The 12,069-nt window shown below is 28.6% G+C and carries 18 protein-coding genes; 13 read left to right on the forward strand and 5 right to left on the reverse strand.

The features are described from left to right. From SOR77_RS08825 to SOR77_RS08850, 6 genes are all read left to right on the forward strand, one after another. Positions 1 to 191 (forward strand): hypothetical protein (locus SOR77_RS08825; RefSeq protein ID WP_320636738.1); only part of this gene is annotated, 191 nt, incomplete at its 5' end. A gap of 2 nt (positions 192 to 193) precedes the next feature. Next, positions 194 to 349, forward strand: coding sequence for a hypothetical protein (locus SOR77_RS08830; protein ID WP_320636739.1), 156 nt, complete (start codon positions 194 to 196; stop codon positions 347 to 349). 36 nt (positions 350 to 385) lie between these two features. Then, a complete protein-coding gene (locus tag SOR77_RS08835) occupies positions 386 to 745 on the forward strand; it encodes a hypothetical protein (RefSeq protein ID WP_320636740.1) in 360 nt (119 codons plus the stop codon). Then, a complete protein-coding gene (locus SOR77_RS08840) occupies positions 735 to 1,430 on the forward strand; it encodes a peptidoglycan recognition family protein (protein WP_320636741.1) in 696 nt (231 codons plus the stop codon). Before SOR77_RS08835 ends, SOR77_RS08840 begins: the two co-directional genes overlap by 11 nt. 138 nt (positions 1,431 to 1,568) lie before the next feature. Beyond that, positions 1,569 to 2,072 (forward strand): phosphodiester glycosidase family protein, encoded by a 504-nt coding sequence (locus SOR77_RS08845; protein WP_320636755.1) that lies wholly within the window; start codon positions 1,569 to 1,571, stop codon positions 2,070 to 2,072. A gap of 73 nt (positions 2,073 to 2,145) precedes the next feature. Next, entirely contained in the window at positions 2,146 to 2,418 is a 273-nt protein-coding gene (locus tag SOR77_RS08850; protein WP_320636742.1) for a hypothetical protein, read from the forward strand. A gap of 10 nt (positions 2,419 to 2,428) precedes the next feature. Here the strand turns inward: SOR77_RS08850 and SOR77_RS08855 are convergent, their stop codons facing one another. The 4 genes from SOR77_RS08855 to SOR77_RS08870 form a co-directional block, all read right to left on the reverse strand. Then, positions 2,429 to 3,316, reverse strand: coding sequence for a site-specific integrase (locus SOR77_RS08855; RefSeq protein WP_320636743.1), 888 nt, complete (start codon positions 3,314 to 3,316; stop codon positions 2,429 to 2,431). A gap of 50 nt (positions 3,317 to 3,366) precedes the next feature. After that, positions 3,367 to 3,867, reverse strand: a complete 501-nt coding sequence (locus SOR77_RS08860; RefSeq protein WP_320636744.1) for a hypothetical protein — start codon at positions 3,865 to 3,867, stop codon at positions 3,367 to 3,369. A 172-nt stretch (positions 3,868 to 4,039) separates the two neighbouring features. Beyond that, positions 4,040 to 4,246 (reverse strand): hypothetical protein, encoded by a 207-nt coding sequence (locus SOR77_RS08865; RefSeq protein WP_320636745.1) that lies wholly within the window; start codon positions 4,244 to 4,246, stop codon positions 4,040 to 4,042. Between the two features lie 70 nt (positions 4,247 to 4,316). Continuing rightward, positions 4,317 to 4,448, reverse strand: coding sequence for a hypothetical protein (locus SOR77_RS08870; RefSeq protein ID WP_320636746.1), 132 nt, complete (start codon positions 4,446 to 4,448; stop codon positions 4,317 to 4,319). Positions 4,449 to 4,776: 328 nt separating this feature from the next. Between SOR77_RS08870 and SOR77_RS08875 the strand changes: the two genes are divergently transcribed. From SOR77_RS08875 to SOR77_RS08900, 6 genes are all read left to right on the forward strand, one after another. Further along, complete coding sequence (locus tag SOR77_RS08875; protein ID WP_320636747.1) at positions 4,777 to 6,105, forward strand: (p)ppGpp synthetase; 1,329 nt, start codon at positions 4,777 to 4,779, stop codon at positions 6,103 to 6,105. Positions 6,106 to 6,191: 86 nt separating this feature from the next. Further along, the gene (locus SOR77_RS08880; protein WP_320636748.1) at positions 6,192 to 7,637 is read left to right on the forward strand and encodes an aminoacyl-histidine dipeptidase; all 1,446 of its coding nucleotides are present in this window, start codon (positions 6,192 to 6,194) and stop codon (positions 7,635 to 7,637) included. A 17-nt stretch (positions 7,638 to 7,654) separates the two neighbouring features. Further along, positions 7,655 to 7,936, forward strand: coding sequence for a DUF1292 domain-containing protein (locus tag SOR77_RS08885; RefSeq protein ID WP_320636749.1), 282 nt, complete (start codon positions 7,655 to 7,657; stop codon positions 7,934 to 7,936). Between the two features lie 63 nt (positions 7,937 to 7,999). Then, positions 8,000 to 8,905: a TIGR01212 family radical SAM protein gene (locus SOR77_RS08890; protein WP_320636750.1), complete on the forward strand. Its 906-nt coding sequence runs from the start codon at positions 8,000 to 8,002 to the stop codon at positions 8,903 to 8,905. 2 nt (positions 8,906 to 8,907) lie between these two features. Continuing rightward, complete coding sequence (locus SOR77_RS08895; protein ID WP_320636751.1) at positions 8,908 to 9,336, forward strand: hypothetical protein; 429 nt, start codon at positions 8,908 to 8,910, stop codon at positions 9,334 to 9,336. A 97-nt stretch (positions 9,337 to 9,433) separates the two neighbouring features. After that, complete coding sequence (locus tag SOR77_RS08900; RefSeq protein WP_320636752.1) at positions 9,434 to 9,985, forward strand: DUF6648 family protein; 552 nt, start codon at positions 9,434 to 9,436, stop codon at positions 9,983 to 9,985. 8 nt (positions 9,986 to 9,993) lie between these two features. Here the strand turns inward: SOR77_RS08900 and murC are convergent, their stop codons facing one another. Then, positions 9,994 to 11,397 carry a UDP-N-acetylmuramate--L-alanine ligase gene (murC, locus tag SOR77_RS08905; protein WP_320636753.1) on the reverse strand — a complete coding sequence of 468 codons (1,404 nt, stop codon included), beginning with the start codon at positions 11,395 to 11,397 and terminating at the stop codon, positions 9,994 to 9,996. Between the two features lie 139 nt (positions 11,398 to 11,536). Between murC and spoVG the strand changes: the two genes are divergently transcribed. Next, entirely contained in the window at positions 11,537 to 11,809 is a 273-nt protein-coding gene (spoVG, locus tag SOR77_RS08910; protein WP_320636754.1) for a septation regulator SpoVG, read from the forward strand. Positions 11,810 to 12,069 lie beyond the last annotated feature (260 nt).

Raw genomic sequence — 12,069 nt, forward strand, 5'->3', positions numbered from 1 at the left:
AAACAGAAGTTTATATGGAAGTAAAAGAACTTCCGATAGTAGAAGAAACAGACAAACAAGCTATATTAATGGCTGATGGCAAAAAATGTTGGTATGAGTATAAGGAAAAAGAAATTTCTGAAACAGATAAATTAAAGCAAAGAATAACTGACTTAGAAATTGCAATATCAGCACAGCTAGGGGGTGAATAAAGATGCCTAAGTGGAAATTTAACATTTTTAGACGTGCTATAATTGCAAGAATGGAAGCTGAACAAGCTAGTAGAGAAGAGATACTTGCGACTTATCCACGACTTACAGAAGATGAGAAAAATGAATTAAGACAAGCTATTGATGAAAGGCAAGTTTAAAGCTTGTCTTTTTTAATACTTAAAATGAGGTGATTTATGAACATAGACAGAATAACAGCAATAGCTATTGAAAAAGGCTCAACTACAGTCTTATCGTTATTAATGATTTATGCCGTGTGGCAAGTAATTAGACACGCTCCAGGGTTTGGTGCAAGGTTGATTGACGCATTTACATTAAATACAAGTGCTATTGACAAAAGCACTTTGTATCTTGCTGAGAGTAGGAACATACACGAAAATATGGATAAAAAAATAGATACTATTCAAGATAGCGTTGAAGATTTAAAAGCTACAATATTGCAAGAAAATCAAAATAACAAAATAGAAATAATTCAAAAAATTAATAAATTAGAAGAAGAGATAAAGAATCTTAAAGGGGGTAAGTATGTACAATAAAAATTTAAAATTTATAGTGGATTTTGTAAAAGGTAACATCTACTCAAGAAATGGAGCAAAAATAAAATATATTGTAATTCACGATACCGGGAATACTAATGCTGGAGCTAATGCTAAAAATCATAAAAACTATGTCGGGTCTAATGAACGTGGGGCAAGTGCACATTATTTCGTTGATGAAAATGAGATAAGACAATATGTTCCTGATTCTAAAAGCGCGGGGAGTGTTGGAGATGGCAAAGGTAAATTCGGCATCACAAATTCAAATAGTATCAGCATTGAAATGTGCTTAAACTCCGATGGCGATTTTGAAACAACATATAGTAACACAATTGAATTAGTTAAAAATATGATGATTAAATTTAATATTTCAGCAGACAATGTTGTTAGACACTATGATGCAAGTAGAAAATGTTGTCCTTGCATTTTAAGTAAAAACAACTGGAAGAAATGGTGGGAATTTAAAGAATTAATAAAAGAACCACTTGAATTAAAAATAGATTTAGAAAAAACAAGCACAGCAGAAGAAAAGGAGCAATCAGCTATGAATAATGATTTTGACAATGAATATAAAGAAGCAATTGAAAAAGGCATTACAGACGGAACAAGACCGAATGAAACTGCAACAAGAAAAGAAGTTGCTGTGATGATTTTGAGAGCATTGAAAAATAAGACTCCTGAATGAACACCAAAGCAAGATGAAAAGTCTTGCGAATCTAAGTATTTAAACTTAGACGGATTACACATAATAGAAACTACGGCAGACAATATAGAGATAGTTAAAGTACCTAATGTTCCACTTTATAAAACAAATTTAACTGGAATAAACGGAACATTTTACGCAATAGGAAAATCTGAAATTTACGGAATTGCAATACAAGACAATAAAGCTTTAGAGATAAACTCTTTTGTATCTAACTTTAAAAAAATAAAAAGAGGTACTGTGTGGTTTGACGGGCAAAAAATGCATATAGACAGAATATATAATGCGAAAACAGAAATTAAAACAAATATTAAATGGGCGATTTCTGGCATTATGCTATATCCGAATTATGATCCTGAACTAGAAGGATTTACTGGAGCGTATTCTGATGTTTTAAGAAAAGCGAATCATACGGCGATTGGATTTAAAGAAAATAAAATTTATTTAATAGCCGGGAAAAACTTATCTTTGCATGAATTTAGAAAAAATATATTAAACTCAAAAATTGCTTTTGATGGTTTAATAAATTTAGATGGCGGCGGAAGTACACAGATGAATTATAATAACAAAAGCATAATTTCAACATCAAGAGTTTTAAATCACGCAATTTCTGTAAAATGTTAGGTATAGTTTAGTATTAATTAAAAATAAAAATGGCTTAAAATGGCTTATATAAAGCGTTTTTTTGGAGGTAAATATGGAAAATTTTATAAATAATTTAGTAGTAAGTAACATATTAATAGTTTGCGCTTTAGTAGCAATTCTTAATGCTATAAAGAAAGTACTACCACAAGAAATGTATAAATATCTTGAGCTAATTGCTATATGTCTTGGGGCAGTAGCGACAATATTTTATAAAGGCTTTGGAGTTGAGAGCGTATTAAACGGTATAGTTCTTGGTCTTGCGAGTGGCAAGCTGTATGACAAGATAGTTGATATGGTTTTTAACCAATTTAAATTGGGGGAGTAATCCCCCTTTTTTATTGTAAATATTTTTGTAATGCAATATTAGCTTCTTCTTGTTGTACATTTAATAGATGTGTATAAACATCTATAGTTGTGCTCATTTTAGCATGTCCCAATCTTGTAGAGATTAGTTTTTGATTTACTCCTTGTTCGAATAATATACTAGCATTAGTATGCCTTAAATCGTGAAATCTTCTATGTTCTAAACCTAACCAATCTAATACCCATCTAAATTTTGTAGTAATATACATAGGATCTAAAAAGGAATATTTAAATCCTCCTATTACGTACACATCATTATCTTTTAATAGTAGTAACTCATCAATTACAAATTTAGGGAATTGTATTTTTCGGTGTGATGATTCAGTTTTTAGAATTTCTGTAAAATGTGGCGGTTTGGCATCAACTCGAACGATTTGTCCTGATATTATAATTTCACAAGATTTTGTGTTAACTTCACTCCATTTGAGTCCACATATTTCAGCACGTCTCAAACCTCCATACAGAGCCAATAAACAAGCTCTATATAGTTTGTCACAATTTTGTTTTGTGTAAGATAGAATTTTTTCTATTTCTACTTTTGTAAAGATTTTTCCAGCTTTATTAGATGCTTTCACTTTTAGTTTTTCGCACGGATTTTTAAAAATATATTTATGTGTTTTTGCAAATTCAAAAATATAATATAGATTGTTATTCATTCTGTGAGAATTATAAGAATTATTTTCTTTTTCAAGCCAAGTGAGTATATCTTTTTTATTTATAAAGAGCATTCGTTTATTATAAAAATCTAATCTATTTTTAAAATATGAATGTAGATTGCTTTTTGTTGTTTCCGCTAAATCTTTTCGATTTTTAAAGTAGACATCAGTTAGAAAATCGGAAAATTTAATTAGTTTTTTCATAGAACTCACCTCAACAAAAGGTGAGTTCTTGATTAATTTTCATTAACATTTTAAATCTCCTCGATTGATAAAACTTTAATTCTAGCAATGTTAAGTTTATCTAATTTTTCTAGAACTTCTACAGATATTAGCACCTCTTTATCGTCTTTGTAAGCAACGATTGAGTTTTCTTCTAGTATGTTAGTTTCTATAGTTCCGATATCGTAGATATCATCATATCCATCATTGATTAATTCATGTGATAACTCCAAAACTGTCATCGTTGGAGTTTCTTTTTCAAAATAAACTAGTTTTTTATTTCCTGATATCTTTTCTTTTTTGTATTCTTCAAAACTTTCTAATGCTTCTACTATATCTTCAGATAAACATTCAATTAATTCTTCCTTTTCTTCTTCATCATCAGCTATATTTTTTATGATTTCTAGTGCCATATCATCTAAAAATTCAGCTGTGTTTTGAGTGTCTAAATCTATTTCAAAATATTCAAATCTCCCATTTTCGTTGATTTCTTGTTCTAACCTTTCTACTAATGCGCTTACTAATTTTTTCATTTTAATTTCCTCCTTGATTTACACCCTTGAGGAAATTTGGTATACTTATGTACACAAATACCTCTGGTGTTTGTACTCTGTGTATTCGCTCTCGGTCGCCAAACTTTGTAGCGGATACACTTTTTTATTTATTTAACTTATACTCTTATTATAGTACTTGCACTATAATAAGTCAATAGATTTTTGAGTTTTTATTTTCTTCATTGAAGATTTTTAACAACTCATCAACATCTTCTTTTGTTGCCCAGTGTCGTATGAACGTTCTAGCTGACGTTCTATACGACAAATATCTTCTGTGTTCTTTATTGTTTTCAATCCATTTTTTATCCGCTCTTTTTTGAGCTGTTTTTTTCTTATCTTCCATAAAATCTTGCTCCATGATATAATTTATAATAAGAAAGAGGGGAGCAAGTCCCTCTAGCTTATATATTTTTGTGTTTGTAAAAGCTTTATTCGTTTTCTTCGAGTAGAGCTTTTACTTTTTGTTTAGCTTCTTCAATGTTTTCCGCACCTTCAAGAATCTCCAGCACCATCTTCAATAGAGTTTTGAATTGAAAATCTGTCATGTTTTCTTCTGTCATGTTTTCTCCTTTCTCTTGCTCGACTCGTTAAGTTCTTCCTTAACTGTAACTATATTATAGTACTTGCACTATAATAAGTCAATAGGTTTTTAAAACTTTTTTTAATTATATCAGTAACCTTTTTGTCAAAAATTCGTCACAAAACAATACATATTTATACATTTTTATACATACAATTTTAAAAACAGCATTTTTGGCCAATGGCTAATTTACTTAATTTTACGCAAATATAATAAAAAATGCTTTTCTAAAGTTAAATATTCAATAATCCTAAGGTAAAGCCTTGGGATTTTTTTTATTCTAAGGTATACTTAGATAGGGTGATAATATGAAACTTCAACTTTTTGATTATATAGATAAGAGTGCAGAACTTTTAAATTATTATAGGAATATATTGGAAGAAATTTCAGAAAATATTGTAGATTATCTTTGGGATAGTTTAGATAATAGTGTAATTACTAATATAACATTTAGAACAAAGTCAGAATCAAGTTTAAGAGAGAAAATTGTAAAAAATAATTATTTTTTACATACAGAAGACCCTGAACAGATGTTGATGAATATATCTGATTTAATAGGAGTTAGAATTGAGTGTAGATTTTTAAAAGAAGAAGGAAATTTATTTGAAAGCATTCAAGATATGTTCAAACATGATTTAGGAAATGGGTATTATAAAGTTGACGAAAATTCATCTATTTCTTTAAAACTTTCAGATAAGCAGCCTCAAATACAAAAAAATGGTTTCGAAATATATAAAATAGATGGAATTTACGAATATGGGAAAAATAAATTTAATTTTGAATTACAAATTAAATCCATGGTTAATGTTTTTTGGGGTGAAATAGATCATAGAATATTATATAAAAATTATAATTATATGATGAGTGAAAATTTTATAAAAGAAATGATGGCTTCTATAAAAGATTCATTATATATGGTAGATAAACAATTACAAATTTTATTTGATCATGTACAAAGATTTGACGCAAGTGCAGTTTCATCTGCAAGTAATCAATTGAATTATCTACTTTCAAAGATTATACATGATGTGTTCAGCTCTAAAATACAAGATGAATTAGGGTTTGTATTCAACTTTAAAAAAACAACAGATATCATAGTTGAATATCTACAAGAGAAAGCTTCTAAAGAACGAGAACTTTCATATGGTGAAAGTTTTGTTCAGTTAATTGATAAAATAAATAACATTTCAACTCTTGATATGAATTTACAAGAACAAATTATATTTAATAGAAAACTTAGTTTTTCTGATGAATTTACAAATAATGTGGGAACTGAAATAGAAAAGATAATACAAAAAGATTTTTATTGGAATCTTTTGATAAAGATAATTCATAGGATAGAAGGGGGAACTTATGAGGAAAATTTAGAAGATTTTCTAAGTTATCTAAGGTACAAATATTCAATGTTATTTTTAAATATATCGGAAAATTTTGAATTGAGTTATGAAGAATCTGTAAATTTAGAAAAAACTTTGTTGAATATAATAGTTGAAAATTTTAAAGATGGATATTCAGCCTATGGAATTGTAAAAGAAAGTTTTGAAAAATTAGAAGATGAATTTAATATATTGAGAACTATTAATAAAGTTAGCTACGATTTGATACTTGAAGATTTTAAAAATAGAATTATTAAGTGAAAAGTTATTTAGTAAAATAGTATTAATAAAAATATTTGGAACATTTATCTGTATTAGGATATAATAAAGTAAATAGGAGGACTATTTTGAGTAAATTAGAAAATTATAATCCAAAGAGAGTTTTTTATTATTTTGAAGAAATGACTAAAATCCCTAGAGCTTCATTTAAAGAAGATAAAATAGCTACATGGTTAGTGGATTTTGCAAAAGAGCATAGGTTAGATTATATAAGAGATTCCCAAGATAATGTAATTATAAGAAAACCGGGAACTAAAGGATATGAGTTATCTCCAACTTTAATTATTCAAGGACATATGGATATGGTTTGTGAAAAAAGTGAAACATCAAATATAAACTTTGATACTGACCCCATTGAATTTACAGTTGAAGATGGAAAAATAATAGCTCATGAAACAACGCTTGGAGCAGACAATGGTATTGCAGTTGCAATGGCGCTTGCTATTTTAGAGTCTGATGATATTGAGCATCCGCCTCTTGAGGTATTAATAACTTCAAATGAAGAGAATGGAATGACAGGCGCATCTAATTTAGATGGAAGTATTCTAAAGGGCAAAATGTTATTAAATTTAGACTCTGAAACTGAAGGAGTTGCTTGTATAGCATGTGCTGGTGGTAGAAGAGATGTATTAACATTTAAAAAAGATTTTAAAGAAATTTCAAAAGAAAGAGCATTTTATGAATTATCTATTTCTGGCTTAAAGGGAGGACATTCAGGACAAGAAATTCAAAAAGGTCTTGGAAATTCTAATAAACTTTTGGCAAGAGCTCTTTATGAATTAAGAGATAATATAGACTTAGTAGATATTTCTGGAGGATCGAAACCGAATGCAATTCCTAGATATGCAAAAGCTATTATAGCAGTCGATAAAAATGAGATAGTTGAGATTCAAAAGAAAGTCATTATATTAAATAGAGATTATGTGAAAGAATTTGGGAATACTGATCCTGATGTTAGATTGAATTTTGAAGCAACTTCAATTTATGATAAAGCTTTAAAAGATGAGTTAGCAGAAAGAATTGTACAAGCATTATTGATAATTCCTAATGGAGTACAATCAATGAGTAACGATATAGAAGGTTTGGTAGGCTCTTCTATAAATGTTGGTGTAGTAGAGTCAGATGATTCTGAAGTTAGAATTTTAACTAATATAAGATCTGCTCTTACTTCATTAAAAAATGAAATTGGAATAAGGAATTTTGAAATAGCTAAATTAGTTGGAGCAACTTATGAAATTAAGAGTGATTATCCGGCTTGGGAATATAAGGCTCATTCTCCATTAAGAGAAGTGGCTACAAAAGTATATAGAGAATTCAATAAAAAAGATCTTGAATTAGAAGCTATACATGCAGGTCTTGAATGTGGAATTTTTAAAGATACAATAGGAGATATAGATATGTTATCTATTGGACCTAATATAAGAGGGCCACATGCACCTGGTGAAAATTTAGAAATAGCATCTACTGAAAGAGTTTATGAATTTGTAAAGCAAATTTTGAAAAACTTGAAATAAATTAGGAGGCATAAATTATGCAAAATGAACACAATCACGAAGAAGAATTTGAATACGATGTAATAGGCATTCCATTGGAAGATGGAACAGAATTAAACTGTATAGTAATAGATATCTTTGATGTAGAAGGAGAAAATTATATAGCTTTAATTCCAGAAGATGAAATAGAAGATGGAGAACTTATACTTTTTAAATATCAAGAACTTTCAGAAGAAGAAGTTGAACTTACTGAAATAGAAGATGATGAAGAATTTGCTAAAGTATCTGATATTTTTAGCAAATTACACGATGAAGAATAGAAATTCTAAGGGGGTTGTTAAAACCCCTAAGAACTATAAAAATTTTAGAATGTGAGATGTAATATGGTATATAACAATTATTCAGATTTCCTATATAATAAATTTGGAGAAAAAGTTTACAAATTGCCTATCAAGTTAGATTTGACATGTCCAAATAGAGATGGAAAGCTTGGCAGAGGAGGATGTACTTTTTGTGGAGAAGAAGGGGGAAGTTTCGAAAATAGTTATGGTTCTATAGAAAATCAACTTATTAGTAATATGAGTATTGTTAAGAAAAAGTATAAAGCTAATAAGTATATTTCATATTTTCAAAATTTTACAAATACTTATTTAGACTATGAGCAGTTTGTACAGAATATAAATGATTCGCTAATAGATGGAGTTGTAGGGGTATCTATTTCAACGAGACCGGATTGTTTAAGTGATAAAATATTGGACTTTTTAGGGGAGGTAAATAAAAAATATTTTGTAACTGTTGAGTTGGGATTGCAAACAGCAAATTATAGAACTCTAAAAAAAATAAATAGGGGACATGGGATAGCTGAATTTGTAGATGCCACAATAAGATTGCATAAGAAAAATTTGAGAGTTTGTGCACATGTGATCTTAAATTTACCTTATGATGACGAGTTTGATAATATTGAAACAGCACATTTATTAAATGCTCTAAATGTGGAAGAAGTAAAGATTCATGCACTATATATTTTAAAGGGAACTTTAATGGGACAATTGTATCAAGAGGGTAAAATTGATATAATCTCATTAGATGAATATAAAAGAAGAACTATTTTGTTTTTACGACATCTAGATTCATCTATAGTCGTTCAAAGAATAATAGGTAGAGCTCCTGAGGAAAATTCTTTATTCTGTAATTGGAACACATCTTGGTGGAAAATAAGAGATGAGATAGTGGCAGAGATGGCAGAAAAAGGATTTCATCAAGGGCAATGTAAAGGAAAGGATTGGTAATTATGGTTAAGTATATTTTAGGCCCAAAAGGATCTGGAAAAACTAGATGGTTAATTGAAAACGCTAATGAAGATCTTAAAAGCGGAAATGGAAATATCGCATTTGTAGAAGTTGATGATGAGCATATTTTTAGTCTTGATTATAATGTAAGATTAATAAATGCAACTGATTATAGACTTAATGACAAAGAATCATTCTATGGCTTTATATGTGGTTTATTAGCTATGGATTATGACCTTGAAAAGATATATATAGATGGAATTTATAAGATTTTGAATTTAAATATAGAAGATTTAGAATTTTTAAAGAAGAAATTGGATAAAATAAAAGATATAGAAGGTAAGGAAATTTTTATCAATATAGATATAGAAGTTTCTGAAATTACAGATGAATTAAAAGAAAATATAGTAGAACTTGGCAAGGAGAAATAATTGAATAAGAATGCTGTAAAAATAATTGCCATAATATTGGTGCTTTTAATGATATTACCAGTATTTACTGGATTATTTAATTAGATTTGAGGCAAAAGTGACACCGCTTAGGAAAAAAGATAAGTTTGAAGATTTTTTTGAACGAAGATCTTTTTTGATTATGCAGTATGGCAATGGAGATATAAGTAAAAGAGAATTTTTACAATATAATTATGAATATTTTGCAGGTGAAAATGCAAGGCCTTTTATCAAGATAGATTCTTATGAAAAGGGAATGTACAATTATCAATATTACAATGGTATGGCAAAATATTATAAGATGTTAGCTAGAGAAGTTAAGAACACTAAAAAACATTCGAGATACTATAACTATTACTTAAATTTAGGGAATAAGTTTTATCACGAAAAAGACGAGACAGCTTTCAAAATTTTAAAATTACAAAATTTTGAAAATGTTTCATCTTATTACATTAAATGTGAATCTAAAAAATTAAATCATGTTCTATATGAAATAGTTTTGGAGGATAAAAAAGAGGCTATTTTTCATTCTAAAGCTAGGTGGCTTTTAGAAATATTAAAAAGTGAAAGAGTGTTTGAAGATATAGAAAAATCTTCTCTTATAGAAGAATATATAAACGAAAAATACTAGCTGGTTTTTTAGCTAGTATTTTTCATATATATATAATTTAATAACTCGTCACCTATTTTATACACATCTCCAGCACCCATAGTGACTACTATATCACCAGATTGCAATTCATTTTTTAAATAGATAACTATTTCATGAAAATCACTCATGTAAACAGCCTGGTCTCCATAATTATTAATTGCATCGACAAGTGTTTTAGAGTGTATATCGCCATAATCTTTTTCTCTTGCTGCATATATATCAGTGATTATAGTTAAGTCAGTATCATCAAAAGATTGTGAAAAAGAATCTAATAAAAGTTTAGTTCTGGTGAATGTATGTGGTTGAAATATACAAAACAATCTAGACTTGCATTGGGTCTTTAAAGCTTTTAGAGAGGCTTTTATTTCAGTTGGGTGATGCGCGTAATCATCTACAACAGTAGCTCCGTTATAAGTCCCTTTAAATTCGAGCCTTCTGTGAACACCACTATACTTCTTTAAGTTTTCAATTATAGTATAAAAGTCTATATTGTTTTCATGTGCAGCTGCTATGGCGCATAATGAATTATATATATTGTGTTCTCCAAGCACGGATAATTTTACTTCACCTATAAATTTACCGTTATAATATAAATCGTAAGTAGGATACTCATTCGAAAGATTTATATTCTTAGCAAAATAATCTGAGGTCTCATCAATAGTTGAACAAGTTATAACTTTACAGATAGCTTCTTTTTTTAAGTTTTTAACTTTTTCATCATCGATATTAAGCACCAGAATGTCAGCTTCTTTTAAATTTTTTACAAGTCCCACAAATGTTGAAATTATATGTTCTATATTGTCAAAAAAATCTAAATGGTCTTCATCTATATTTAGAATAACTGAAGTGCTTGGAAAATATTTTAGTATATTAGCTCTGTACTCACAAGCTTCTGTTAAAAGTAAGTTTTTAGCACCTATTTTTACATTTCCTCTAATTTCATTTAAATTTCCACCCAATAGAATAGTAGGATTATAATTTGTATTTAATAAAATTTCTGTAAGCATTGACGTAGTAGAAGTTTTTCCATGTGTTCCACTTACAGCAATAGATGTCTTATAGTTTTTCATAAGTTGACCTAAGAACGATGCTCTATCAATAATATCAACTTTTGATTTAATAGCAGCTTCTAACTCTTTGTTATCAAGGTTAATTGCATCCGTATAAATAATTAAATCTGCACCTTTTATATTTTCTTTATTATGTTCGAAATATATTTTAGCTCCCAAAGACTCAAGTTTATCAGTTATAGAAGAAGATTTTCTATCTGACCCTGATACAAAATAATCATAGTTAATTAAAATTTGAGCAATAGCACTCATTGAAATGCCACCTATCCCAATAAAATGTATATGACTATATTTGTGTTCATCTATGTTAAAGTTATCCATTTAATCCCCCTTATAATAACGATATTATAACATAATTTAAGTCATAATTTAAAATATTAAATACAATAATGCTTAATTGAAAGTTTGTAATTTATTAATTTATTATGTATAATAAATTTATAGAAGAGGTGATAAGAACATGATGATAACAGATGTAAGAATCAGAAAATTACCAGAAGACAGCAAATTAAAGGCTGTTGCTTCTGTGACTTTTGATAATCAAATTGTAATTCATGATATCAAAATTATTGAGGGGGCAGAAGCTTTATTCATAGCTATGCCTTCAAGAAAGCTTCCTAATGGAGAGTTTAAAGATATTGCGCATCCTATAAATGCTGAAACAAGAAAAGAACTTGAAGAGGCTATTTTCAAAGAATATGATTTAGTATCAAATGATATCTTTGAAAAATAGCTGAATAGAGTAGAGCTGAAAAGCTCTATTCAGACTGATGACAAAGGTAGGTGTAAAGCGAAAAACACCTACCTTTTTTCATGCATAAATGGCTAAACATGGGCTAATAAAGGTATAAATCTACCAAGAAAGTAGGTGGAAACATGCTGTCCAAAAATAACAAACGAAAAACAGATCAAGTTCAGATGATCTCAGTCGAAGAATTAATCCCTAAAGACCATATACTTAGAAAAATAGATAAATACATAGACTTTGACTTT

Origin of the sequence: Peptoniphilus sp. (genome assembly GCF_034090345.1) — a bacterium.
Lineage (GTDB): Bacteria > Bacillota > Clostridia > Tissierellales > Peptoniphilaceae > Peptoniphilus.

Excerpts from the sequence above, each read along its gene's own strand:
- SOR77_RS08860 (WP_320636744.1), bottom strand. The coding sequence starts at position 3,867 with ATGAAAAAATTAGTAAGCGCATTAGTAGAAAGGTTAGAACAAGAAATC.
- SOR77_RS08855 (WP_320636743.1), bottom strand. The coding sequence starts at position 3,316 with ATGAAAAAACTAATTAAATTTTCCGATTTTCTAACTGATGTCTACTTT.
- SOR77_RS08875 (WP_320636747.1), top strand. The coding sequence starts at position 4,777 with ATGAAACTTCAACTTTTTGATTATATAGATAAGAGTGCAGAACTTTTA.
- SOR77_RS08850 (WP_320636742.1), top strand. The coding sequence starts at position 2,146 with ATGGAAAATTTTATAAATAATTTAGTAGTAAGTAACATATTAATAGTT.
- SOR77_RS08865 (WP_320636745.1), bottom strand. The coding sequence starts at position 4,246 with ATGGAGCAAGATTTTATGGAAGATAAGAAAAAAACAGCTCAAAAAAGA.
- spoVG (WP_320636754.1), top strand. The coding sequence starts at position 11,537 with ATGATGATAACAGATGTAAGAATCAGAAAATTACCAGAAGACAGCAAA.
- SOR77_RS08830 (WP_320636739.1), top strand. The coding sequence starts at position 194 with ATGCCTAAGTGGAAATTTAACATTTTTAGACGTGCTATAATTGCAAGA.
- SOR77_RS08890 (WP_320636750.1), top strand. The coding sequence starts at position 8,000 with ATGGTATATAACAATTATTCAGATTTCCTATATAATAAATTTGGAGAA.
- SOR77_RS08870 (WP_320636746.1), bottom strand. The coding sequence starts at position 4,448 with ATGACAGAAGAAAACATGACAGATTTTCAATTCAAAACTCTATTGAAG.
- SOR77_RS08895 (WP_320636751.1), top strand. The coding sequence starts at position 8,908 with ATGGTTAAGTATATTTTAGGCCCAAAAGGATCTGGAAAAACTAGATGG.
- SOR77_RS08835 (WP_320636740.1), top strand. The coding sequence starts at position 386 with ATGAACATAGACAGAATAACAGCAATAGCTATTGAAAAAGGCTCAACT.
- SOR77_RS08885 (WP_320636749.1), top strand. The coding sequence starts at position 7,655 with ATGCAAAATGAACACAATCACGAAGAAGAATTTGAATACGATGTAATA.
- murC (WP_320636753.1), bottom strand. The coding sequence starts at position 11,397 with ATGGATAACTTTAACATAGATGAACACAAATATAGTCATATACATTTT.
- SOR77_RS08840 (WP_320636741.1), top strand. The coding sequence starts at position 735 with ATGTACAATAAAAATTTAAAATTTATAGTGGATTTTGTAAAAGGTAAC.